Annotated in this window: 26 protein-coding genes; 5 read left to right on the forward strand and 21 right to left on the reverse strand. The window is 53.3% G+C overall.

Annotated elements, in window-relative coordinates:
• Window positions 1–9: 9 nt before the first annotated feature.
• The gene (locus tag UNDYM_RS26570) at window positions 10–996 is read right to left on the reverse strand and encodes a nitronate monooxygenase family protein (protein WP_162043837.1); all 987 of its coding nucleotides are present in this window, start codon (window positions 994–996) and stop codon (window positions 10–12) included.
• A 94-nt stretch (window positions 997–1,090) separates the two neighbouring features.
• On the opposite strand from UNDYM_RS26570, the gene UNDYM_RS26575 reads away from it, so the two are divergent.
• Window positions 1,091–1,945, forward strand: a complete 855-nt coding sequence (locus UNDYM_RS26575; RefSeq protein WP_162043838.1) for an enoyl-CoA hydratase-related protein — start codon at window positions 1,091–1,093, stop codon at window positions 1,943–1,945.
• 518 nt (window positions 1,946–2,463) lie between these two features.
• On the opposite strand, the gene UNDYM_RS26580 is transcribed toward UNDYM_RS26575, so the two are convergent.
• Complete coding sequence (locus UNDYM_RS26580) at window positions 2,464–3,423, reverse strand: GlxA family transcriptional regulator (RefSeq protein WP_162043839.1); 960 nt, start codon at window positions 3,421–3,423, stop codon at window positions 2,464–2,466.
• 132 nt (window positions 3,424–3,555) lie between these two features.
• On the opposite strand from UNDYM_RS26580, the gene UNDYM_RS26585 reads away from it, so the two are divergent.
• Window positions 3,556–3,861 carry a putative quinol monooxygenase gene (locus UNDYM_RS26585; RefSeq protein ID WP_162043840.1) on the forward strand — a complete coding sequence of 102 codons (306 nt, stop codon included), beginning with the start codon at window positions 3,556–3,558 and terminating at the stop codon, window positions 3,859–3,861.
• An 86-nt stretch (window positions 3,862–3,947) separates the two neighbouring features.
• Window positions 3,948–4,334, forward strand: coding sequence for a DUF488 domain-containing protein (locus tag UNDYM_RS26590; protein WP_162043841.1), 387 nt, complete (start codon window positions 3,948–3,950; stop codon window positions 4,332–4,334).
• A gap of 139 nt (window positions 4,335–4,473) precedes the next feature.
• Here the strand turns inward: UNDYM_RS26590 and UNDYM_RS26595 are convergent, their stop codons facing one another.
• From UNDYM_RS26595 to UNDYM_RS26625, 7 genes are all read right to left on the reverse strand, one after another.
• Window positions 4,474–4,851: a VOC family protein gene (locus UNDYM_RS26595; RefSeq protein WP_162043842.1), complete on the reverse strand. Its 378-nt coding sequence runs from the start codon at window positions 4,849–4,851 to the stop codon at window positions 4,474–4,476.
• A gap of 38 nt (window positions 4,852–4,889) precedes the next feature.
• Complete coding sequence (locus UNDYM_RS26600; RefSeq protein WP_162043843.1) at window positions 4,890–5,798, reverse strand: MBL fold metallo-hydrolase; 909 nt, start codon at window positions 5,796–5,798, stop codon at window positions 4,890–4,892.
• Window positions 5,799–5,808: 10 nt separating this feature from the next.
• Window positions 5,809–6,432, reverse strand: a complete 624-nt coding sequence (locus UNDYM_RS26605; protein ID WP_232063606.1) for a 2-hydroxychromene-2-carboxylate isomerase — start codon at window positions 6,430–6,432, stop codon at window positions 5,809–5,811.
• Between the two features lie 55 nt (window positions 6,433–6,487).
• Window positions 6,488–6,703: a DUF1289 domain-containing protein gene (locus UNDYM_RS26610; protein ID WP_232063134.1), complete on the reverse strand. Its 216-nt coding sequence runs from the start codon at window positions 6,701–6,703 to the stop codon at window positions 6,488–6,490.
• Complete coding sequence (locus UNDYM_RS26615) at window positions 6,700–7,191, reverse strand: YbaK/EbsC family protein (protein WP_162043844.1); 492 nt, start codon at window positions 7,189–7,191, stop codon at window positions 6,700–6,702. The genes UNDYM_RS26610 and UNDYM_RS26615 overlap by 4 nt, the downstream gene beginning before the upstream one ends.
• Window positions 7,192–7,303: 112 nt before the next feature.
• Entirely contained in the window at window positions 7,304–7,630 is a 327-nt protein-coding gene (locus tag UNDYM_RS26620; RefSeq protein WP_162043845.1) for a hypothetical protein, read from the reverse strand.
• Between the two features lie 95 nt (window positions 7,631–7,725).
• Complete coding sequence (locus tag UNDYM_RS26625) at window positions 7,726–8,994, reverse strand: TIGR03862 family flavoprotein (protein WP_162043846.1); 1,269 nt, start codon at window positions 8,992–8,994, stop codon at window positions 7,726–7,728.
• A 112-nt stretch (window positions 8,995–9,106) separates the two neighbouring features.
• Between UNDYM_RS26625 and UNDYM_RS26630 the strand changes: the two genes are divergently transcribed.
• Entirely contained in the window at window positions 9,107–10,273 is a 1,167-nt protein-coding gene (locus UNDYM_RS26630; RefSeq protein ID WP_162043847.1) for a diguanylate cyclase, read from the forward strand.
• A 176-nt stretch (window positions 10,274–10,449) separates the two neighbouring features.
• Here UNDYM_RS26630 and UNDYM_RS26635 read toward each other — a convergent pair whose 3' ends face one another.
• From UNDYM_RS26635 to UNDYM_RS26660, 6 genes are all read right to left on the reverse strand, one after another.
• A complete protein-coding gene (locus tag UNDYM_RS26635; RefSeq protein ID WP_162043848.1) occupies window positions 10,450–11,472 on the reverse strand; it encodes a substrate-binding domain-containing protein in 1,023 nt (340 codons plus the stop codon).
• A 438-nt stretch (window positions 11,473–11,910) separates the two neighbouring features.
• Window positions 11,911–12,714 (reverse strand): head GIN domain-containing protein, encoded by an 804-nt coding sequence (locus tag UNDYM_RS26640; protein WP_162043849.1) that lies wholly within the window; start codon window positions 12,712–12,714, stop codon window positions 11,911–11,913.
• A gap of 68 nt (window positions 12,715–12,782) precedes the next feature.
• The gene (locus UNDYM_RS26645; RefSeq protein WP_162043850.1) at window positions 12,783–13,646 is read right to left on the reverse strand and encodes a DUF1700 domain-containing protein; all 864 of its coding nucleotides are present in this window, start codon (window positions 13,644–13,646) and stop codon (window positions 12,783–12,785) included.
• 204 nt (window positions 13,647–13,850) lie between these two features.
• Window positions 13,851–15,413, reverse strand: coding sequence for a glycerol-3-phosphate dehydrogenase (gene glpD / locus UNDYM_RS26650; protein ID WP_162043851.1), 1,563 nt, complete (start codon window positions 15,411–15,413; stop codon window positions 13,851–13,853).
• Complete coding sequence (locus UNDYM_RS26655; RefSeq protein WP_232063607.1) at window positions 15,410–16,543, reverse strand: SMP-30/gluconolactonase/LRE family protein; 1,134 nt, start codon at window positions 16,541–16,543, stop codon at window positions 15,410–15,412. The genes glpD and UNDYM_RS26655 overlap by 4 nt, the downstream gene beginning before the upstream one ends.
• 144 nt (window positions 16,544–16,687) lie before the next feature.
• Window positions 16,688–17,191 carry a hypothetical protein gene (locus UNDYM_RS26660; protein ID WP_232063608.1) on the reverse strand — a complete coding sequence of 168 codons (504 nt, stop codon included), beginning with the start codon at window positions 17,189–17,191 and terminating at the stop codon, window positions 16,688–16,690.
• Between the two features lie 367 nt (window positions 17,192–17,558).
• Here UNDYM_RS26660 and UNDYM_RS26665 point away from each other — a divergent pair, with 367 nt between their 5' ends.
• Window positions 17,559–18,215, forward strand: coding sequence for a thiol:disulfide interchange protein DsbA/DsbL (locus UNDYM_RS26665; protein ID WP_162043852.1), 657 nt, complete (start codon window positions 17,559–17,561; stop codon window positions 18,213–18,215).
• A 68-nt stretch (window positions 18,216–18,283) separates the two neighbouring features.
• Here the strand turns inward: UNDYM_RS26665 and UNDYM_RS26670 are convergent, their stop codons facing one another.
• The 6 genes from UNDYM_RS26670 to UNDYM_RS26695 form a co-directional block, all read right to left on the reverse strand.
• Window positions 18,284–18,679 (reverse strand): YccF domain-containing protein, encoded by a 396-nt coding sequence (locus UNDYM_RS26670; protein WP_162043853.1) that lies wholly within the window; start codon window positions 18,677–18,679, stop codon window positions 18,284–18,286.
• Between the two features lie 47 nt (window positions 18,680–18,726).
• Window positions 18,727–19,950 (reverse strand): ABC transporter permease, encoded by a 1,224-nt coding sequence (locus tag UNDYM_RS26675; protein ID WP_232063609.1) that lies wholly within the window; start codon window positions 19,948–19,950, stop codon window positions 18,727–18,729.
• Window positions 19,947–20,702 carry an ABC transporter ATP-binding protein gene (locus UNDYM_RS26680; RefSeq protein ID WP_162043854.1) on the reverse strand — a complete coding sequence of 252 codons (756 nt, stop codon included), beginning with the start codon at window positions 20,700–20,702 and terminating at the stop codon, window positions 19,947–19,949. The genes UNDYM_RS26675 and UNDYM_RS26680 overlap by 4 nt, the downstream gene beginning before the upstream one ends.
• The gene (locus tag UNDYM_RS26685) at window positions 20,702–21,943 is read right to left on the reverse strand and encodes an efflux RND transporter periplasmic adaptor subunit (RefSeq protein WP_162043855.1); all 1,242 of its coding nucleotides are present in this window, start codon (window positions 21,941–21,943) and stop codon (window positions 20,702–20,704) included. The genes UNDYM_RS26680 and UNDYM_RS26685 overlap by 1 nt, the downstream gene beginning before the upstream one ends.
• Window positions 21,944–22,048: 105 nt before the next feature.
• Window positions 22,049–23,608, reverse strand: a complete 1,560-nt coding sequence (locus tag UNDYM_RS26690) for a hypothetical protein (protein WP_162043856.1) — start codon at window positions 23,606–23,608, stop codon at window positions 22,049–22,051.
• The gene (locus tag UNDYM_RS26695; RefSeq protein ID WP_162043857.1) at window positions 23,608–24,342 is read right to left on the reverse strand and encodes an ABC transporter ATP-binding protein; all 735 of its coding nucleotides are present in this window, start codon (window positions 24,340–24,342) and stop codon (window positions 23,608–23,610) included. Before UNDYM_RS26695 ends, UNDYM_RS26690 begins: the two co-directional genes overlap by 1 nt.
• Between the last annotated feature and the right edge of the window lie 85 nt (window positions 24,343–24,427).

Genomic DNA, 24,427 nt, shown 5'->3' on the forward strand with positions numbered 1-24,427 from the left:
ATTAATTGATCATAAAGATAATACGCGCGCTTTCGCCGCCGCATATTCCGATTTCAGACGTGCCACCACTTCTGCCACGGTCAGCACTTCATCCATCAAACCCACACCCTGACCAGCACCCCAGATGTCACGCCAGGCCTTGGCCTTGCTGCCGCCACCAGAACCAAAGTTCATCTGGCTCTTGTCCGCCACGGGCAGATTGTCCGGGTCCAAGCCGGCAGCGACGATGGATTTCTTGAGGTAATTGCCATGCACGCCAGTGAACAGATTGGTATAGACGATATCCGCCGCTGCTGAATCGAGAATGGCCTGGCGATAAGCTTCATCAACATTGGATTCCACAGTCGCCAGCCAGCGCGAGCCTATGTAGGCAAAGTCGGCCCCCATGGCCTGTGCTGCCAATACGGCATCACCTGTTGCAATAGAACCTGACAGTGCAATCGGGCCGTCGAAGAAACGCCTGACTTCACCGACCAGGGCAAATGGCGACAGCCCACCCGCATGACCACCCGCACCGGCTGCCACCAGTATCAAACCATCAACCCCGGCTTCCAGCGCTTTTTGCGCATGGCGTATCGAAATCACATCATGCATGACGATGCCACCATAGCTGTGTATCGCATCCAGCATCTCTGGCGGCGGTGCACGTAGCGATGAAATAATGATGGGTATCTGATGCTTGACGCAGACTTCAACATCATGCGCGAGCCTGTCATTGGATTGATGGACGATCTGGTTCACCGCAATCGGGCCTATCACCGCATCTGGATGGGCTTCCTGGTGTGCTGCCAGCTCGGCCTGCAATTCTGTCAGCCAGACATCGAGTAACTCTGCCGGTCTGGCATTCAGAGCCGGGAAAGAACCTACTATGCCTGCCTTGCATTGCGCCGCGACGAGCTTGGGGCCACTGGCAATGAACAGGGGGGAACCTATGACGGGCAGGCTCAGGTGCTGCAAAACGGAAGGTAAGCGTGAAGCGGGTGAATCATGAGTCATAGTCGATATCCTCTAAGCTGAAGCACAGACAACAGATATGTTGCATATATCCAGTATGATTTTACCGTGCAAATAAAAATTCTGTGGAGACACCATGACTTATCAATGTTTTGACTTCAGTATCAGCAACAAGATCGCCCACCTGCGCCTGAACCGCCCGGCCACGCTGAACACCATGCAGCCCGTGTTTTTCCGTGAACTGACAGAGATTTTGCAAAACCTGCAAAACCAGGCGAATGCCCGCGTACTCATCATTTCTTCTACCGGCAAACACTTTACCGCTGGCATGGCACTGGATGTCTTCGCCGGTGGTGGTATCACACTCGACGATGCCAGCGCCGTTGGCCGCGCCAATATCGCCCTGGCACTGAAAGACATGCATCATGCCTTCAATCTTATCGAATCCCTGCGCATGCCTGTCATCACCGCCATCCACGGTGGCTGCATAGGCGGCGGCGTCGATATGATCTGTGCCAGCGACATACGCCTGGCCAGCAGCGATGCTTTTTTCTGCATACAGGAAATCAACATAGGCATGACCGCCGACCTCGGCACTTTGCAACGCCTGCCCAAGCTCATTCCTGAAGGCATAGTCCACGAGATGGCCTACACCGGCCGCCGCCTGCCCGCACAACGCGCCCTCGCCGTCGGCCTGCTCAATGAGGTATTCGACACCCAGGAAGCCATGCTGGCAGCCGCCCAGCAAATGGCCACAGAAATCGCCGAAAAACCTCCGGTCGCCATCTGGGGCAGCAAACAAGCCATCCACTACGCCCGCGACCACAGCACCCACGACGCCCTCCAACAAATGGGCTGGTTGCAATCAGGTATCTGGCAAAGCAGTAACCTCATGGAGGCTTTCATGGCGAAGCAGCAAGGCAGGACTACGGAGTATGCGGATCTGGCTCCGGTGAGTTCGTTTTCTGAGGCGGATTATCGTTTGAAGTAGGTGGTAGCCATCTCAATCTTAACGTCGATTAAACCAATACCAAATACATGAGTGGCGGTCGTGTTGACGTTGTTTTTGAAGTTGCTGTTGCTGTTGCTTTTGAATTTTGCAGTTCCCATGTGTAGCCGCCGTTTGTGCAGTACAGAAAATGGAATAAGAAGAGCCGCTGTCTGAGCGAAGCGAGTTTCGGATCTTCCCATTTTTTGTACTGCATAAACGGGAACCCCTTTAGGGGCGGCTACGCCTGGGTCGCCTTCTTTTGCTTCCTTTTCTTGGCGACGACAAGAAATGGGAGTAGCTGCCGGGCTACCCCCGGCCTGCAGCCTTAAATTGCGTGCGCAGGTATTTGAAAATCTGATTCGTAAAATTTCACATCCCTAAAATTATTAGCCTTCAAGGGAATGCAACGAACGCCACTGGATTCCAGCTAAAAGCTTGCTGGAATGACGTAGCGAGGATAGTCCGTAAATCAAAGAATCGTTGGCTCGGCTGCGTGTCGCCGACAAGCCAGCAAGTCCTCACCCTACCCTGATCTCCCGTATCCCCTTCCCCAACCTCCGCCTCAACAAAGTCCGCAAAGTCACCCCATCCGCATACCCCACCAGCCCCGCAATCTGCTCCACACTTTGATTGGACGTCTTCAACAAATGCACCGCTTTTTCTATACGCAAATCCTGCACATATGACACTGGCGTCTTGCCCAATACTTCATGAATACGCCGCGCCAGCGTGCGCTTGCTGGTTGCCAGTGCATAGGCTGCCTCGTCCAGGTTAAAGCCCTGGTCAAGATGACTGCGCGCCCAGCGGTCGAAGCGTTCCACCATGGGGTCAGCGTGCGCGAGGTGATCAGAAATGATGTAGGCCGTTTGTGAAGGCCGGCTATCAACTACCAGATAACTTGCGACCAGATTTGCCAGCTCTGGATTGCTCTGGCGTATCAGCCACAGCATCATGTCCATGTGACTGAAGGCTGCACCCGCAGTCAGGAACTGGCCGGACTGGACTATCATGTGACTGGTGTTCAGGCGCACCGTTGGATAACGCTGGCGGAACAGGGGATTGAGCCACCAGGTAGTCGTCGCATCCCGTTCGTCAAGCACACCGCTTTCTGCCAGTACGAAGGTGCCTATGCAGGCAGCGGCGATACGCACACCATCATCGGCCCAGTCGCGCAAAGCCACACTCGCGTCTTGCACGTCAGGGCGTGCCAGTGCCTGCATCAGGGTATCCGGCATTTTGTAGCCCAGCGCAGGGACGATGACAAGATCAGGTGTAGGCACTTCATCCGCCCGCGCCACGGTCACACTCATACCTTGTGCAGTTTGCACACGCCGCCGCGTGCCGACCAAAGATACTTTAAAGGGTGGCGCCGGGTTGGCCTGCAAAGGCGATAATTCATTCGCCGTCGTCAGCGCATCAAGGACGATGGACAGGCCGGTATCGAAAACGCCATCAAGGGCGAGGATGTTGATGTTCATAGAAGGCTCATGGCAATATTCATACCAAAGATGTCAATCGCGCCAGTATCACGCAAGTCCTTTGATCTGTAAAGTCTCACTTCATCGCAATCCTGCGATGCAAACATAGATACAAGCACAAGGAGAAAAATCATGATCAAGCACGCCCTGTTCGCCCGCTTTGAAGCCAAACCTGGCAAAGCTGCCGATGTCGCCGCCTTTCTGGAAATGGGCCTGGCTCTGGCCAATCAGGAAAGCACGACGCCCATCTGGTTTGCCCTGCAATTGTCTGACAATGTTTTCGGTGTCTTTGATGCGTTTGAGACGGAAGCTGGTCGCCAGGTCCATCTGCAAGGGCCGATTGCGCAAGCCTTGATGGCAAAGGCTGAAGAATTATTTACCGGCCCGCCCAGTATAGAAAAAATCGAAGTATTGGGATTGAAAAATCAGGCACTATAATCAATCAACACCAGGCATGGCCGGGCAGGCCGCAGGTTTATTTTTATTCCTTGCCACCCTGTCCGGCTCCAGATGAGGAGAGAGAAATGAGCATACGCATAGTCCAGTTGGGAACTGCCCGCGCCGCCGGTGAAGGTTTGCGCATAGGTACGGTGAGACGACCACCACGCGGCGTGCCCAAGGCTGAATTTGCCAGCCGCGATTACTATGATGTCTGGTTTCCCAATCTGTCACCGAGTGCAGACTTGATGGCACAGGGAAAAGCTGCCAGTACATCAGTTGAATGGAAAAAATTTGAACGCAGCTTCAGGGCAGAAATGCAGGAAGCCGATGCCAGCAAGGTACTGGATTTGCTGGCGGCGATGTCGAAGACCACGAATTTTTCTGTGGGTTGCTATTGTGAAAATGAGAGCCACTGCCACAGATCCGTACTCAGGCAGTTACTGGATGAGCGTGGGGCAGATATTATTTAAGCGTTTTTAAATGCTTGCACAACACTCGATTTTCATGTGCCTCGCCATCCATCAGAAAACTTGTGCTGCCTATATCTACATAATTCTGCTTCGCATAAAACTGTAAGGCTCTGGCATTGTGTACCGTGGGCGTCATGCTCTATTCGGTGACCTTGGTCACAGCCTCTATGTGATGACCATCCGGGTCAATCAAAAACGCAGCGTAATAATACTCGCCATAATCAGGGCGCAAACCCGGTGCGCCATGATCATTGCCAGCGATGGCCAGTGCTGCCGCATGAAAATGATCAACTGCCTTGCGCGTGCTGGCAGTAAACGCCAGATGAAAACCCGGGCCCGGCGGGCTTGCATCCGGCCTCAATTTCAGGCACAGGATATCTTTATCGTCGTACAGGCCATAGCCTATTGCGGTGTCGTCTTCAAACACGCGACGATAACCGAGGGCAGCGAGGGCGGCATCGTAAAATGCGCCAGCCAGCGCCAGATCGCGGACACCCAGGGAGATGTGATGCAACATGGTATTTCCAGTTTGGATTTAATTGAATGGACAATAGACTATCGTGTGCTGATCAGCATATCGCCTTCCAGCCTTGCGGCCCCTGCCCTGACCAGTTCATCAGCCATTTGCGGTATCAGCGCATGCGGCTCTATGCCCAGCAGGCTGGCAGAAGAAGTGATGGTACGTGTGCCGCCGAGTTGTGTGATGGCGGTAGCGAGACTCATTTGCTGTGACTCCAGCAAGATGAAAGCCAGCATGACCTTGACGGCATTGCGGGCATTGCGGCGCGGGTCGGTACGCAGATAGTCGAGCCGTGATTCTGCCCTTTGCAAGGCTGCCGTCACATCGTCAAACGCCCGGCCATGGCCGGGGATGACGATGCGTGGATTGAGCTCACGTATGACTTGCAATATCGCCGCCTGTTCGGCAAAACCGGATTCACCTTCAAGCTCAGGGAAGATCACGCCAAAGCCGTTTTCCCACAGGGCGTCGGCAGAAATCAGTATGCCTTCCTGCGCGCAGTACAGGATCATGGAATGCGGGTTATGGCCAGGTGCAGACAGTACTTGCCAGTCCATACCGCCTAGTTGCAATTCATCGCCATGCTGTATCGCTGCATCAAAACTGAAGCGCTCGCAGCGCTGGCCTGTCGCAACATAAGTCAGTGCCGCTTCATCCCAGGCTGCCACTGCAGGCGTATCGGCAACCGGAATCAGGGTGCGGCAACCATATTGGCGCTGCAGGCTGGCATTACCACCGCAATGGTCGGAATGCAAATGGGTGTTGACCAGCAAATCCAGCTTGCGGCCATTCAGGGCATGTTGTATCAGTTCCAGAGTCTGTGCAACATGGCTGAAGTAGCCGCTATCGACGAGGGCAGTCTGCTGTTCATCAATGAACAGGATATTATTCGAGGACAACCAGCCCCGTTCAAACACTTGCATGCAGTCAGGCAGTTGCATCATGTTTTGCCTGCTATCTTGCGTTGCTGACCATAAGGCATGCTTTGCGCAGCTGCCAGTTCTGCCGATGTGAAGAAGGCGTCGCCTTGCAGATAAGCTTGCAACATGTCTGTACCATCAAGCCCCCAAAACAGCGTCCATCAACAACAGCAGTCGGCACGCCAAACACGCGGGCAGCAATGGCAAGTTCACCATTGCGTTTTAATGCCTCCTTGACGGCGGCATCATCGAGCATGGCTGGCGTCACTTGCAATTCATCCAGCAGAGCTTGCCAGTGTTCTGTCTGCGCCGGTATATGACCGTCGCGCCAGACAAAGCGGAATAGCCGCTGCACCACAGCTTGCGTGCTGCCCAGAGCCAGACACAGGCGCAATAAAGGCAGGGGGTTAAAGGGATGCTCAGGCAGCATGCGCAAAGGGATACCATGTTTGTGTGCCAGCCAGACGCAATGCTCAAAGGTCCACTGGCGTTTGGGTGCGATTTCTGCCGGGCCCTTGTTATCCCAGTGATTGAGCAGACCAGCAAATAAAACCGGGCGGTAAGTGATCTGCGACACGCCTTGCAGTTGATGCAGCATTTCACTCTGCAAATAAGCGAAAGGAGAAATAAAATCGAAATACCAGTCCAGTTGTTTCACTCATTATCCTTTCGTGATGGCATGTGCGCTACTTGGGCAATAACTTGAGGAATATTCAGGGCAGCATTCTTTGCTGCACCAGATCCCAGATTTCCAGCTTCTTGTGATTGTCTGCCTTGCTCCAGCAAATGATTTCATCGATGTTGCGATAGCAGCCTGTGCACAAGCCTGTCTTCTCATCCATGCGGCAGATATTCACGCAGGGTGAAGGCACGGTCGCACCTGGCTTCATGACAAACTGGGCCGGGTCAAATTCATACAGGATATTCATGCGCGTAAAGCCACATCAGCGACCGGTGCGCCTGTCATGTTTTTCAATTGCTCAGGTGTCAGTCTGAAGACGGCATGTGGGTGACCGGCAGCAGCCCAGACATGCGGGTATTGCAGCAAGTCTTCATCGATGAGCATGACGGTTTTTTCTACATGGCCGATAGGGCAGACGCCGCCTATGGCGTAGCCGATTTTTTCCTTGACGAAGCGGGCATCAGCCTTGCCCAGCGGGCCGACAATGGCTGCGACCTTGTGTTCATCGACGCGGTTAATGCCACTGGCAACGACCATGACAGCAGCGTCATCGGCCAGACGACGAAAGACGATGGATTTGGCGATTTCGGCAACCTGGCAACCCAGGCCTGCTGCGGCCTCCGCAGAAGTCTTGCCGGTTTCTGGCAACATGACCACAGTCTGGTCATGCCCGAGACTATGCAGTAATTGGGCAACGCGCTGGGCGGTTTCGGGTAAAACAGTATCTTTGGACATGATGCGCAGGCAAATAAATCAAAGCCTGTTTATATCATAAGCAAAGTTAGTCTGCTCATCATGCGGGTATGTCCTGGCCCTGGTCAAGTCTCAATCAGGACTCAATCAAGCCTCAGCCATGCCAGTGGGCCAGCAGGGCGGTATGCTGTTCAGGCACTTCAAAATATTTCATGGCGGCGCGATATTCATTGCCGCTCAAGATGGAATAAATGCAGGTGGCCTTGCACACCACCTGGGTGCGTTGCGAAGCGTCACCCGGCTTGGGGACTTCCATCATCATCTGGTATGTCTGCTTTTCTTTGAGGGCAGCACTGCACTGCATTTGTATGCTGGCAGAAGTAAAGCTGACTATCTTTGCTGGCACGATCTTGCCAGGAACTACCTGTATAGCACCGCGCCACGTAACGTTGGCGCGCGCAGCGTTATGGGAATCACTCATACGGACAAATACCTGAAATGCAAATTCATGAATAGAATCAAATGATGCAGCGCGGAAACTATTATTGTACCGATTTCTGCGCTTGCCAGCAGAAACTATTTCAGGTTATCAAGATCGTTTTCCAGCCAGTTGGCTGCGCCTGTTGCGGCTCGTCTGGCTGTCGCGAAACAGGCTGTCAGCAGGTAACCGCCGGTGGGTGCTTCCCAGTCCAGCATTTCACCGGCAAAAAACAGGCCGGGATGCTGTAGCGCCATGAGGTTTTCATCGAGGGCTTCAAAGCGCAGGCCACCGGCGCTGCTGATGGCTTCATCGATGGGGCGGGCAGCCTTGAGCACAACCGGTAAGGCCTTGATGGCCTGTGCCAATCGCTGTGCCTGGCTGAACGCTGTTTTATCCAGGCACTCATGCAGCAAGGCCATTTTTAATGCATCCAGACCCAGACGGCTTTTCAAATGACTGGAAAGCGAACGTGAACCACGCGGATGCTCAAGCTCAGTCAGCACTTTTTCCAGCGGCGTGTCTGGCAATAAATCCAGCTCCAGCACTACCTGACCCTGGCTGTACAATTGTTGACGCAGCGCAGCAGAAAGCGCATAAATCAGGCTACCCTCTACACCTGTAGAGGTGATGACGAATTGTCCCTTGCGCATGGGCTGAGTACTGTGTTTTACCCTGGCTGCTACTGTCAACAAAGGCTGACCAGCAAACTTGTCCTTGAAAAATGTGGTCCAGTCCAGATCAAAGCCACAGTTGGCGGGCTTCAAATCTGCGACATCCAAGCCACGCTGCCTGAGCAGGCTTACCCAGGCACCGTCCGACCCCAGCCTGGCCCAGCTGCCACCGCCGAGTGCAAATACTTGCGCCCTGGCAGGCAGACAGGTTTCACCATCCGGAGTCGCAAAGCGTAACTGGCCTTGCTCATCCCAGCCCAGCCAGCGATGCCGCATGTGAAAGCGCACACCTTGCTGGCGTAGCCGGTGCAGCCAGGTACGCAACAGGGGAGCCGCCTTCATATCAACCGGGAACACCCGGCCAGAACTGCCTACATAGGTTTCTATGCCCAGGTCCTTGACCCAGGCACGCAAGGCTGTTGCATCAAACTGGCTGATCATGGGGGCAAGCCGGGTTTCACGCTCGGCATACCGTGTCATGAAAGAGACAGAATTTTCAGAATGTGTGAGGTTCATGCCCCCTTTGCCTGCCATTAAAAACTTACGTCCAGCCGAAGGCATGGCATCATAGACATCGACAGCCAAGCCCCGCAGGGCCAGGGTTTCGGCGGCCATCAGGCCTGCTGGCCCGGCACCGATAACGGCAACGCTGCTGGCTTGTGGAGGATGATAATTACTCGCTTTTGTTTGCATAAGTTTGCGTCATAATATGGTTTTGCAGGTACTGCTTCCCGGCACCAGTCCCTGTAAGCAAAGCTGATGTGTATCTGCCTGAATTCACCAGAAGTTACAACCAGGTACCCCTATGGTCAATCTGGATCGTGCTACGCTAGATTTAGTGGTTGCTTGTATCAGCGTGATTTCCATGCTGGTCATGCTGGCGGTTTGGCATATCAACCGCGACATACCTGGCACCGGCGTCTGGGCGGCAGCGGCATCGATGGTCGCACCGGCCTTTTTACTGATACGCCTGATCCCCATCATCGACATCCCCATGTCTTTGATCGTCGCTTTCAACAACTCCCTGACCCTGACCACCACCCTGCTGATGCTGGAAGGCACCCTGCGTTTTCGCGGCTATCCATCCCAGATACGCTGGCGCTGGGGCCTGGTACTGATCCCGGCGTTCATCCTGCTGGCTTTCCTCAACCGGGACGATATGATACGCCGTTATCTGTTCCATGATGTCATCGCAGCCAGTCTGATGCTGAGTACGGCTTTTATCCTGATCTGGAAAACCCGTGACCTCGACTTGCTGGCAGCCTGCATAGGCGCGATTTCCCTGAGCATCATGGCGATAGGTTTTATCATGCGCTGGCATCTGGCTTTCATTTCCAACAACAATGCTGAACTGGCCAAACATCCCTTATTGAATTTTATCTATCTTATCGTGGTGCTGTGCCTGCTGGGCTGGACTTATGGCGTCAGCGTCTGCTGCAACCTGCGGGCCCAGAAAAGCATACTGGAAATGGCCAGGGAAGATGTACTCACCGGTTTGCCTAACCGCCGTCATGTCGATGAAATGCTGGACAAGGCGATTGCCCAGAGCGGGCGCAACCAGCAGGGCTTTGGTTTTATCCTGATAGACCTGAATCATTTCAAGTCAGTCAATGACCGCTTTGGCCATCAGGCCGGTGACCTGCTGCTCAAGGAAGTGGCCAAACGCCTCAAAAGCTTTTGCCGCCACGCCGACTTTGTCGGCCGCATAGGCGGCGATGAATTCGTCGCCCTGACCTTTGGTGTCAACCAGGAATCCCAGCTAGACAGCACCCTGCTGCGCCTGAAGAAAATACTCGAAGGCCCCTGCACCATACAGGGACACACCATAGAAATCGAAGCCGCCCTCGGCAGCGCCTTGTTCCCGACAGATGGCCGCAGCGCCGACAAACTCATGCAAACCGCCGACCAACGCATGTACATCGACAAGTCAGTCCCAGAAAACATCCTCGCAGCAGTAACCCAGCGCGCATAAAAAAAAACAAAAGCCGGAAATCAAACCGGCTTTTTCATCTTCAAAAACAACTACAGCAGAAATGCTGAGTAAGCGTTGCGAGCGACGCTAGTTTGGGTTAAGAAGCGCAGTCGTACTAAAGTACGACGAGCATCGCAGGCCCAAAATCGCGCCGCGCAGTAGCTTAATCAGCATTTCTATTTGGACCAGAACTTTTGATAGTGCGTCCGAAAGTCGTTTGCTGGCTCAAACATATTCTTTTGCCCGCCGTCATACGCAATATTCTGCGCCGTCACCAAATGCAGGGCACTTACATAATTACTATGCTCGGCATTCGAAAAAGCACGGTTCAGTTCATCGACGATTTGCCAGGCATGCATGCTTAAGGGTTCAGGCACGGTTGCAGTTTGCAGGCTGTTGGCACGTATGCGCTTGTAGGCAGTTGGCGAGCCATCACCGGCAGCGACAGCGACCAGTTTATTGCTGGCAATCAGGCTGGCTGTTGTTGGCACTTCCAGCAGATCAAAATAGAAATCATTGACGCCGATGACGTGGGTCCACTTCGCGCCAAAGCGTTTGACCAGGCTTTCAACGACACCCTTCATCTTGATATGCGACTCTGCCAGAGGCACGTCTTCCAGGCTCAGTAATTTGCAACCCTCGCACTGGCGTATGGTTTCTACGATGGCCGTGGACTTGGCCAGCAGGAAAGGATTGCTGGAGTCCGTGAAGACCACGATACCAGCCTTGTTATTCGAATCGACCACGGTATATAGGGCAGCCAGTTGTCCAACCTCTTTGGGATTGGTAGCGACATTGGTGAACAGGCCGTCAGTCGGACCGCTCTTGACCGAGGCATGCCAGCCAACCACGGGGATCTTGGCCTTGACTGCCGCTGCCATTCCCTTGCTCTGGCTGGTGACATCTACCCCTGCCAGGATGATGCCATCGGCTTTCATGTCCAGCGCCTGGCTGATGATGGATGCGCCCTGGTTGCAACGGCCACGGCAGTTGATAGGCAAGACTTCCCAACCTGCGGCGGTGCTGGCTTCGCGCACGCCGTTAAACACGCTGCTGACACCCGCATCACCCAGGTCTGCTGCGATGAAAACGATTTTCTTTTTCTTGTGCAATGCTGGACCATCAACCGGGCCTTCCCAGCGATTTTTTAAAGACGCGGCTCTGGCTACTTTGGCATTGGCACGGCTTAGAAACTGCATGGGATTTTCTTGCGCGGCAGCAGCACTGATAAAGCTGAACACAACAAATAACGCGGTAAGGCACTTACTTTTGGTAGCAGTCATGATTCTTGGCAGGTCAGGTTGGTCAGAAAAATCTGCATGCGCAAGCAAGACGCACACAAACTTTAATTTTTTCGATTGAAACAAATACTTACAACTGCGCAATGATTATTGCAGAAAAAAGCGTCAAGTAAATAGAGTTTCAGTACCAGGGACTCAGCGTCGAATATTAAGCATAAAAATGATTGATATAAAGAATAAAATTTTCTACAAGTAAAAATTTCCTGTAGAAAATTTCATTCTTTTTAACAACACCTACTAAGACGAACCAATTAACAACAGTTCAAGCTGCACCAATTTGGGTTTATCCTGTATTAAAACACCTGATTATCATGTGATTGTCATGCGATAAGCTGCTTACTCCCAATGTACATCTGCAGAACCATGGCGCTCTACATTGCGTTTTGCCGGGTTGCCAGACACATGCACATCGCCACTGCCAGTGACTTTGAGCTTGATTTCCTGACTGGCAAATACCTTGCTGCTGGATGAGCCCATGGAGTTCAGGTTGACCACGGCACTCTTGAGTGCAGATGCTTTCAAATCGCCGGAACCCGACAATCTGGCAGTGAAGCTTTTGACCTGGCCTTTGAGGATGCTGTCACCAGAGCCGTTGGAAGTGAGTTCCAGCAACTCACTATTACCCAGGCCCAGGTTCAGGTCGCCGCTGCCATTCAGGCTTGCAAATACTTGCTGGTAGTCGCCATCAAGATTGATATTACCTGAGCCTTGCAGGCTTACTTCGAGTTTATTGCCCTTGAATCCTTTGATGACGGCGTCACCGCTACCAGAAGTCTGCAGTTTTTCCAGGCCGGGCAAACTCAGTTCTATCCTGGTTTGCTCAGTCTTGCCGACGGAGATATAGATACCACGGGTACCGACAAACAAGGTATTGCCCTCCAGCCTGGTGGTTACCCGCGACACCAGCTTGGCATCGCCCTTGACCAGCAACTCTGGCGTTGCCGCCTGTTTCAGTGCCAGGTCTATAGGGCCGCTGAGCACGATATTGACAATGGATGCCGTCACGGGACGGACTTCACTGGCCGCCGAACCGCTACTGACGACATTGCTGGCATGCGCCCTCATGAAAACCACGGTTGACGCGGTCAACACTACGGCCAGGCCCAACATGCCTATGCCTGTGCGTATGATATTTTTCATTTTTTCCTCCTGAAGCTAAATGAAACTACAAAACCAAGTAAAACTAAAAATCGAAAACTGCGAACTCATCAGGCTGCATGACCCAGCTGTAATTGCGACAGGTTCCAGCGCAAATAATGCTTGAAGCCGATGAAAGTGTATTTGGTCATGAACATGCTCAACATCATCAGGGCAATCGAAGCCAGCAGCAAACCCAGGCCTGAGAATAACTTGGTGCCGGAAAAGTGATTACCAAGCTCTATATGCAGTTTTTCTGTCTGGCTTTCTGTGCTGACAGTCCGGGTAACCGCAGTTGCCGAGGCGGCTGAGGCTGTTGCTGAAGTAACTGAAGTAGCTGATGTAGCCGAAGCCGCAGATGCCGTTACCGGTGCGGCAGGTAATGAAGCTGCCGCCTGGCCATGCTCATCCTGTTTTTCACCATCAATGAGTATGCCTGTTTCTGTCACATCCACCCTGACATTGTGATTGCGGATACGATGGCTATCGTTGTGATTGTGCACATTGTGCCTGCCAACAGGTATATCGACGCTAAACTGCTCTACACCAGAGATGCTGGCAGCAGTGATACCTATGCCAGCCACATACATCACCATGGCCACTATATAGGCTGAGCACAGCAGGCTGAAGTAGGCCACAGCCGGGATCAGCATGAACAGGTTGAAAATCATCAGGCCTATCAGGGCAACCAGCAAACCTGCCACATTGCCTATGCTGAAATTTGTTTTTAATGCCTGATAACGTATGCTGGTTTTCTTTTGTGCCGCCAGCAGTTCAGGCTTGGGCAGGCCCGCAGCGATTTCTTCTTCAGACTTGCCAGCCACCAAGGCATCAATGAACTTGCGCTCATATTCCCACATGGTGTCTTCAATGACGCTGGCCGGCAAGCCATCCAGGGCCTGGCGCAACGCGTTCATATATGCAGTCTTGTTCATGGCCATCTCCCGTTTTTGATTTGGTATGATCAGAATAAGCAAAGCCGGGAAAGCTAGCCACAGACTTGCGACAGTGCGCAAATTTCTGGGGATAAACTGCGAAACTCGGGGATAGTCAGCAGCCGTATGCTGAACCAGAAAACGAGGATGATAGTAGTTTGCCATGACATCTGCATGTCAGGCTGAATGTCAGGCTGATGTAGGCTAGAAAGCCGGTAACTGGATTGGCGCAACGTGGAGGTCCAGCCATTCCTGCAAATGGATAGTGTCTTCACCCAGCAAATGCAGGCCCAGTCGGCTGCGGCGCCAGAGTATGTCATCAACCGTGCGTGCCCATTCATGCCTGACCAGATAGGCCGCTTCAGCCACATACAGACCCGGCACCAGCATTTCACCCATGTCAGCCAGTGAGTATTTATCTTTAAGCAAGACGTGGATGCGGCTGCCATAGGCGTGGGCATAGCGTTCTGCCAGGTGCGGTGGCAGCCAGGCATATTGTTGCTGGCATTGTTGTATGAATAAGTGAAATTCACTGACGGCGCGGTTTTCTGGCGATTCGCCATAAATATCACCGCCGGGCAGGCAGGCATGTTCTGTCCAGGCAGAGTTGGCGTTGTTCAGCAAGGGTGCCAGCATGGACAAGGCCTCTTCGGCCAGTTTGCGGTAAGTGGTGATCTTGCCGCCAAATACATTCAGCACCGGTGCACCGGCGGTATCAAGCTCCAGCCGGTAATCGCGGGTCAGTGCCGCAGCTTTTTCCTTGCCTGTTCCCGCGGTTTCTTCCACCAGCGGGCGCACACCGGAGTATGACCACAACACATCGGCAGGACTGATGGCCTGGGTAAAGTAATGGCTGGCCAGCTCACACAGGTAGGCAATCTCCGTCTCGCTGATTGCCACTTCATCAAGCGAGCCCTGGTAATCCAGGTCGGTCGTGCCGATCAGGGTAAAGTCTTGTTCAAAGGGTATGGCGAACACGATACGGCCGTCAGGATGCTGGAAGATATACGCATAAGGGTGATGGAACAGGCGCTGCACGACGATATGGCTACCCTTGATAAGCCGCAAATGCTGGGCTGCCCCCTGATGCAAGACCTGCTGCAAGGTGTTGATGGCCCAGGGGCCGCTGGCATTCACGAGGCTGCGGCTTTGGACCATCATCATGCTGCCATCGGCCTTTTGTAATTGCACCAGCCAGTGTTCCGCCTGCCTTCTGGCCGACACGCAGCGGGTGCGCGTCATGATGGTTGCCCCTTTTTCTGCCGCCTGCATGGCGTTCAAGACAACCAGACGGGCATCATTGACCCAGCCATCGGAATAGGCAAAACCACGGCGAAAGTCTGCCAGCAGGGGTTGTCCGGCTATATGTTTCTGTAAATTGATGGATTCTGCACCGGGCAATAGTTCGCGTTTCGCCAGATGGTCGTACAGGAACAAGCCCGCCCGTATCATCCAGGCCGGACGCTGCCCTTTATCGTGCGGCATGACAAAGCGCAAAGGGCTGATGATATGCGGCGCTGAGCGCATGAGCACTTCACGTTCCTGCAAGGCCTTGCGCACCAGGCCAAATTCATAATATTCAAGATAACGCAAACCACCATGAATGAGCTTGGTCGATGCTGATGAAGTATGCGAGGCCAGGTCATCTTTTTCGCATAACAGCACACTCAGGCCACGCCCTGCTGCATCGCGGGCGATGCCAGCACCATTGATGCCGCCACCGATGACGAGTACATCGACCTCAGGGATGGCGGGCATGCTTTTCATTTCTTGACCAGGTGATTCGGTAACCAGCCTATGCCATGCGCATGCAGGCTCTGGATATACAGACGGTCTTCGGTCTCGGTGACACCTGTGGTTTCTGGATAATGCCCGGTCGGGTCTTGCAAGTCAGCGACGATTTTGCCAGACTCATTAAAGGCCAGCACATGACCATAAGCTGGTGGCACTGGCCACAATATGTGCGGCAAGCGCAGGGTAATACTGCGCAACCAGGGTTTCTCTGCCATATTATCAATCGCCGCACCGCGTGGCTTGGCCAGCCCCAGCCAGATACGGCCATCGCGGCCACGCATGAGATTGTCAGGGTAACCAGGCAAATCACGGAGCAAGATGCTGGCCAGTTTTTTATCTGGTTTGTTTTTGATATGCAAGGCATCGGCAGTCACCGCTATTTTCCAGATACGGTATTCACCGGTTTCAGCAACGATGAGGCTTTGCTCATCAGCGCTAAGTGCGAGGCCATTGGCAAAACACAGGCCATCTGCGATCAGGCGGGTCTGTTTGGTCGCAGGGTCATATTCCAATACCCGCCCGGTCGCTGAATGTTCGAGGATGTCGAGTACGCTGGCATGGAAGGTGCCGCCAGATTCCTTGGCACCAAAGCGCTGGCTGGCATCCGTGAAATAAATCTTGCCGGATTTGGCAACGACAACGGCATCGGCATACAGGATGGGGCTGTCGCCTATCTTGTCAGTGAGGACAGTGATTTGCTTGTCAGGTGAAATCGAGAGTATGCCGCGAAAGGCATCTGCCGCAATCATATTGCCTGCAGCATCAAACATAAAGCCCAGCACCCTGCCCTCAGTATTGACCCAGACTTCACGCTGGCTGCCATCTGGCTGCATGCGCAAGATCGCACCGGAGGTGACGGCGGCATATAGTTTGCCGTCCGGGCCCATGGCGATATGCTCGGGGCCGGTTTCTTCGCCTATGTCTATGGTCTTCAGCGCTGCCAGTTTTTCATTGCGTGCGTGTGGTGGCGAGTAACCGGCAAAAGGCGTGGCCTGCCAGGCAACCGGATTGATAGGCACAGGTGCCAGCAAGAGATAGGCGGCCAGGATCACTATCAGGGCAATGACCAGCAATAACAGGCGTATGATCCATTTTTTCAACACTCATCTCCTCACATTTCCAGACCCTGCAAACGGATTTCCCGCAGGCAAATTCAGGCAAGCCTGTATTTTGCACTGCCTGAATATAATTTTGATATTTATTTTAAGAGATGTTGCGAGAAGACAAACAGCGTCCGTGCAAGTCTGTCAACCGTGACAACGCACGGCATCATAGGTACGCAACCAGGTCATCTGCAAAATCCGCGCATCATTGCTGGCCCGGTGGCGCGAAATATTCAAGTCTTCCTGTACCTGGTCCTTGGTGGCATGCCACAGGCTTTCCTGCTGTGGACTGATGATTTCGCGCAAATCGGCCAGGCGAAAATTCGGCACCCTGTCGGCAGCATCATATAAGAGCGCCATCCAGACATAATCCTGGGTCCAGCCATCGGTATATACCGTCATGCCAGCCAGTTCGGTATTCAGTTGCTCGGTCACCAGACTGGCTGACTTGCCTCTCTCCACGAGGATTTCGCGCGGAATGCGGTGTATGCGGGCTGCATGGATGTCCCAGTGATGCCAGTCAGACTCAGGCCTGATGAGGGTGCACCAGCCTTCGCCATGGCGGCGCGAGTAACCTACCTCGATAGGGTAGCTACCTTTGCCAAAGCCTGAGGCTTCGAAATCAATCACGATGGGCACGGTCATCATTGCAGATGCTCCATAGTCTGGGCTAAAACGGGCAAGGGACGATTGATGCCGGGCTGACATCTCTCCCGTCACTCCGGTCTGGGACGGAAGTACGGTTTCATTTTTCTACGAATACCAACGCCATGCAAGTTTTTGCACAAGATTTTGGCAGTTTGTCCGGCTATTTAAAGATATTTCATGAATATGTCGCAATTTATAGGCTGTCTTTAACAATACTCCTCCAATAACCTTGAACAATTCCGCCAGCCGCCTGTCCAACAGCTGAGTTCAACCGCGAATGTGCTGAGACGCTGCCAAATTACCAAAATACTGGTAAGCTCAGCGCCTTCTTTTGCTACCCGATTTTGCTACCTGATTAAAGGAACCCATGCGCTTCTTACGCTTATTACTTGTCACCCTGGGCTTTGTCTCTGCAACAGCGCTCGCCTCTCCAGCCGCCCCAAAAGAAGGTAGCGATTTCATTACCCTGAAAAACCCGCAAGCCACCCAGGCCACGGGCAAGAAAATTGAAATCATAGAATTTTTCATGTATCACTGCCCGGCCTGTAATGCGCTGGAACCAACCATCAATGCGTGGGTAAAAAAGCAGGGCGACAATATCGTTTTCCGCCGTATCCATTTGCCGCTGACTGGTGCCAAAGACCCGGAAGCACATCTGTTCCTGACACTGGAAGCCATGAACCTGGAAGCCAGCCTGCATGCCAAGGTACTGGCAAGCTGGCATGTGGAAAGAAACCGCCTGTCCAGCGACGATGACAATATTGCATGGGCTGTCAAGAATGGCATAGACAAGGCCAAGTTCGTGAGTTTTTATAATTCTTTCTCTGTCCTTGGCAAACTGCAAAGCCTGGGCAAGCTGGTTTCCAGCTACCAAGTCGATAGCACGCCGACCTTTGTAGTCGACGGCCGTTTCCTGACCAATCCTTCAATGGTAGGTGGCGCGAATAGCAATATTTCACGCGACCAGCTGGGCGCAGCGACCATGCAGGTACTCGAAGGCCTGATGGCGAAAAGCAAGAAATAAACCGCTACACCAAAACAAAAAAGCTCAGGACTAAAAATCCTGAGCTTTTTTGTTTTTTTGTTCTGGCTTTATTTATCCACGACCGTCTTGCCTATAGGCGCGATGGCAATTGCTGCCAGCTTCAGGTGTTGTATGCCAAACGGTATGCCTATGATGGTGACAAAGCAAAACAGGGCAGACATCAGATGGGCCAGGGCCAGCCAGATACCGGCAAAGATGAACCAGATGATATTGCCTATCATGCCCAGTGCCCCGGTACCTATATCCTCCTGCCCGCTGACATCGGCACGGTTGACGACTTCTTTACCAAAAGGCATGAAGCTCAACTGGCCTATGACAAAACAGGCCCTGCCCCAGGGTATGCCTATGATGCTGATAAACGCAATCAGGCCTGCAAACCACCATGCCAGGCCAGTAACAAAGCCACCCAGTATCAACCACAAAATATTGCCTAGTAAACTCATCGCTCGTTACTCCCTATTTTTTATCATTTGTTAGTCGTCAACATGTATCACTCATAGCGCAGGCAATCAACGGGTAATAGACGTGAAGCGCGCCGTGCCGGATAGAATCCAAAGAAGATGCCAACAAAGCTGGAAAAGCCGCAAGCCACTACCATGGCTTGCAAACCGATGACGACTTCGAGTTTGCCGGTAGAAGTAATCGCCGCCGCCCCCGCCATCGCCAGCAAAATGCCTATGATGCCGCCGACCAGACAAATCACCACAGCCTCGGTCAGGAACTGCAACAACACATCACGCGGCTTGGCACCTATCGCCATGCGTATGCCTATTTCGCGGGTACGTTCCGTTACTGACACCAGCATGATATTCATGATGCCTATGCCGCCCACGATGAGTGAGATAGCACCAATGGCACCCAGCATCGCAGCCAGCCCGGCACTGATCTTGGCACCAGTCTCGGCTATCGAGGCCAGGTTATCGATGCGGAAATCATCTTCCTGCCCAGACTTGATATGGTGGCGGTCACGCAACATGTCCTTGATGTCTTCTTCTGCGTCTTTCAACTGCTTGTCGCTCTTGCCCTGCACCACGACATAATGCACATTGCGCGGGAAAGGGCTGCGCATCAGCGTGGCTCGGGCAGAAGTAATCGGGATCAGCACCATCTCACCAAGATCACCCCCATCAAACATGCGCCCCTCCCCCTGCAAGACGCCAACCACTTGGAAGGGCACATTGTCTATGCGCACGAACTGGCCTATGGGGTTGTCCTTGTAAAAAAATTGATCAGCCAGCTTCTTGCCTATGATGACCATGCGTGCCGCACCACGGATGTCAGAATCACTGAATTCATTGCCCTGATCGACTTTCCAGTTACGCACCTTGAACATTTCTGGCGTGACACCGAGCACGGCATTATTGGAATTATCATTCCCCACCGTCAGTTGGAAAAAACCTTGCAAGGCAGGCGCGGCACCATTCAGGCTGCTTAAGTCATTCAGGGCCAATGCGTCTTCTACCGACAGCGAAGGCGCAGTACCGGTACGGGCGCGTACACCCTGGGTACGGTTCGCGCCTGGTGAAATAATCATCAGATTGCTGCCCAGTACTTCCAGCTCCTTGGCGATGAATTTTTTCGCGCTTTCGCCAACGGCCAGCATCATGACGACCGAGGTAATACCAATGATAATGCCCAGCATGGTCAAGGCCGTGCGCAAGCGGTTGGCATTCATGGAGCGGAATGCCTCTATAAAAACCTGGAGGAAATTCATTTGCTACCTCCCTGTGCTTCTGAGTATTCGGCATGCGAGGCTGCCAGTTGGCGTAAGCCTTCTGCTGCCGGACCATCGTATAAAACATGACCATCCTTGAGCCGTACCAGGCGTTTGCTATAGGCTGCAATATCCGGCTCATGCGTGACCAGCAAGATTGTGATACCACGGTCGGCATTCAATTGCTGTAGTGAACGCATGATGTCTTCACTGGTCTGGGTATCCAGGTTGCCGGTAGGTTCATCTGCCAGTATCAATGGCGGATCAGCGACCAGGGCGCGGGCAATCGCCACGCGCTGTTGCTGGCCGCCAGACAATTGATTCGGCAGGCGTTTGGCATACTCCTTGAGCCCCACTCTTTCGAGTTCCACCAGCGCCTTCTTGTGTGCCTTGTCACGCCCGACTCCAGCATAGATCAAAGGCAGGGCGACATTTTCTGCCACGCTCATGCGCTTGATGAGGTTGAAACTCTGGAATACAAAACCGATAGTGCGGTTGCGTATGGTTGCCAGTTCAGCACGCGACAGGCTCAGGGTATCAACCCCATTGAGCAGATAAGAACCGCTACTGGCCTGGTCAAGACAACCAAGTATATTCATCAGCGTGGATTTGCCGGAGCCGGACTGGCCCATGACGGCCAGAAAATCGCCGCGCGGCACCTGCACATCTATGCCATGCAAGACCTTGGTTTCTACGCCGCCAGAGAAATAACTCTTGGTCACCTGGCGTATCGCTATCAGGGTATCGCTCATCAGCGTGCCCCGGCTTTATCCAGTGCGCGGGTAATGACTTTGTCACCAGGTTTCAAATCACCGGAAATGACTTCGGTATATTTAAAATTCGACAAACCGATTTTGACATCGACAGTTTTGGCCTGATTCTTGTCATCGAGTTTGTAGAGTTTGAAGGTGCGGGTCAGGTCTTTTTTGGTACGGAAAGCCACGTCATCATCGACATCCGGTGCTGGCAGATTGGCACTGGCGGCAGTTGAGGCAGCAGCTGATCCGCTAGCATTTTTTTCCTTGTCCTTGAGTGCCTTGGCTTCTTTGGCCTGCTCTTCTTCGCTGGGCTTGTAACGCAGCGCAGCGGTAGGTATGCGCACCACGTTTTCACGGCTGCCAACGACCAGGCGCACCTGCGCTGTCATGCCGGGTTTCAGCAATTCATCCTTGTTATCGACATCCAGCACCACGTTATAGGTGACCACATTCTGCTGTACATTCGCCGCGAGGCGGAACTGGCGCAACTTGGCTTCAAATTCACGGTCAGGATAGGCATCAACGACAAAGCGCGCAGGCAGGCCGTCCTTGAGCAAGCCGACATCGGCTTCCGAGACACTGGTATCGATCTGCATCTTGGTCAGGTCACGCGCAATCTGGAACAGGTTGGGCGTCTGGAAAGACGCTGCTACAGTCTGCCCCATATCGATGGTACGCTTGATGATGACACCATCAATGGGCGAACGTATGACGCTGTTATTCAAGTCAGCCTTGACACGGTCAAGCTGGGCACGTGCCAGCTTGATATTGGCATCCGCCACTTCGACTTCGCGTTTGGCCTGGTCCATGGCGGTGCCAGAGATATAGTTTTGTGTGACCAGCTTCTGGTTACGTTCCAGCGTGGCTTGTGCCAGGCGCTTTGATGCCTCGGCAGATGCCAGGCTGGCTTCACTTTGCTTGATCTGGGCATTGAAAATGGTGGGGTCGAGCTTCAGCAAGACCTGACCTTGCTTGACGCGGTCATTGAAGTCGGCCTTCAGTTCCACCACGGTACCAGATACCTGCGAGCCGACATTGATCAACGCCACAGGATTGAGCGTGCCACTGGCCGTGACAGTCTGGGTGATATTGCCCTTGTCAGCGGCAGCAGTTTTGTACTTGGGTTCCTCTTCCTTGGCCTTGCTGTTTTGCTTTTGATAGTACATGGCGACAGCACCGCCAACCAGCAGTACGGCAAGGGCTACAAAAACGCGTTTCTTCGTGAACACAGGCATGGTAAGAGATTTCCCAGGTTGTTAGGTACTCAGCAATGAAGCAAAAAGAAGCCAGAAAGAAGCTAAAAACAGACCAATAATAAACTGATGATAATAGACTGATGATTACAGATTTCGTTCAATACGGCTAAACCAGGCGACACCCAGAGCCAGTGTGGCAACGGCAATAGGTGCAAATACCCAGATACCAAATTGCATGCCGACAAAGACGCAGGCGGCCCAGGAAAAACTGGTGGCAGCCTCAAGCAGATTAGCCATCAATTGCGTCTGCCCGCGCTTGTTGAACTGGGCGCGGCTGGCTGGCTTGGATTGCCACAGGTGGATCAGCGCCGAACTCAGCATTGCTGCCAGGGTACAGGCGATGACGGCCAGGCCCAGCAAATATTGTTGCAACAGCAGCCACAACAGCGCAGGCAAAATGAGCATCAATACCGGCAGGACTGCCGCCAGCAATTTGCTGCTAAGGATGAAACTGCCTTTGACTGGCGCTGCCTGCAACAGGTCAGGCGCATCTTCCGCAGCGATAATGATCCAGATCAGTGAACCGGCCAGCGAGGCTGCCAGGAACACCAGACCGGATGCGGCACCTGGTAATAGCGCTTTGGATTTGAAAATCAAAAAGAACAAGGGAGCGATATACAGTAATTGCAGCAAGACCTGGGAAATCAGGTTAGGGTCACGCGCTATCAGACGCCACTCCTTGAATATGATGGTACTGCGCAGACTGCGGCCAAAGTGGGTGGCATGCCCTGCCTTACCCTGCTCCTGCCCCTGAGGGACGGCTTTGCGGACTTGTCCAACGGCCTGTTGAACGCCTGTGATAAAAAACTTGTGAGTGGACTGTGCTGTCAGCCAGTAAATCAGGGCGCTGAAGAGCAAGAAACCTGCTATGGCACCTGGTGAGCCAAAGAAAGCCCTGGCAGGTATCCACACGATGCTGTCTGCATCCAGCATGCCACCGGGCTGGAACCAGGGCAGGATATGCTTCAGCACACCTTCACGCATGTCCTTGCCGAGGTTGCCGAATAACTGGGTGATAATAAACATGCCTGCACCAGTCAGGGCACCAAGGATTTGTGCTACCGTCTTGGTCTTGCGTACTCCCAGGCTCTTGACCAGCGCCAGAGTCAGCAACATCGACAGAGCTGCAGCCAGTACAGCCATGGCAAACAAGGCAGGATAAATACCCAGCCAGCGCCATTGACCCAAGATCAATCCTGTATTCGCCACTGGTGTCAGCAAGGCAAAGAACCAGATGCCTACAGAAAAGATAATGCCGGTCAGCCTGACCTTGAATATGGTCTTTGATGACAGCGGCGACGACAACAGCAAATCCAGGTCGCCACGCTCGAATAGCGCCCGCACACTGCGTGTCAAACCCAGCGACAGCATGAAACTGAAAATCACCAGCATGGCGAGGCCTGCGCCAATCAGCAAGGGTGCTGGCAGCGCATCTTGCAAGGCTGGCATCTTGCGCATGAGCAGCCAGACACCAAAGTGGGCAGACAGATACATGAAACCCAGGAAGCACATGCTAAATGCAGACATGCCACGCGCCGCCTTGCGGCCAGGCTTGTTTTCGCCCATATCGTAGTAAGCCAGACGACACTCGTGCGCCAGCAACCAGGCGGCACTGCCTGGTTTGAATTGCAAGACACGCGCCATTATGCGGGCTCCGTCAATTGCAAAAAGACTTCTTCCAGTGTGCCCGCAGTCTGGCTGGTCTGGTTGCGCAATTCTTCCAGCGTACCTTCAGCAATGAGCTTGCCGTTTTGTATGATGCCTATGCGCTCTGCCAGGCGTTCTGCCACGTCCAGAATGTGCGTCGTCAGGATAACGGTGCCACCCTGTTTGACATGGTTCAGCAAGACATCCTTGACCTGTCTGGCAGCAGCGGCGTCCAGACCCGTCAAAGGTTCATCGAGAATGATGAGCTCAGGCTGGTGTATCAAAGCACCGGCCAGCGCCAGCTTTTGCTTCATGCCGCGCGAGAAACCTTCGGTCAGTTCATCTGTGTGCTTCAATAAATCCAGCCATTCCAGCAATTCACGCGCCTTGGGTTCGGCGACTTCTGCCGGGACACCCCACAGGCCAGCGACAAATTCCAGGTACTCAAATGGCTTGAGCTTGTTGTACAGCATGGGGTCGTCAGGCAGGTAAGCGAGTTTGCTCTTGGCCAGTGCAGGGTCGGCAGCCAGTTCCTGTCCCAGTATATGGATGCTGCCAAAATCGGGGGAGATCAGCCCTGCCACCATGCGCAATGTCGTGGTCTTGCCCGCACCATTGGGGCCCAGCAAGGCATATAACTCACCACGACGCACGGTGAGGTTCAGGTTCTCTACGGCTGGGCGGCCAAAGTTCTTGCACAGCTTGTGCAACTCAAGGGCATTCACTGTCATGTTCAGCAATGTTGTCTAAAAACCAGTCATTGTATGCCGAATTGGCGCTTATGCAAGCAGGTCGTTTTGGAGGAACAAAGATGCC

Origin of the sequence: Undibacterium sp. YM2 (assembly GCF_009937975.1) — a bacterium.
Classification (GTDB): Bacteria; Pseudomonadota; Gammaproteobacteria; order Burkholderiales; family Burkholderiaceae_D; genus Undibacterium.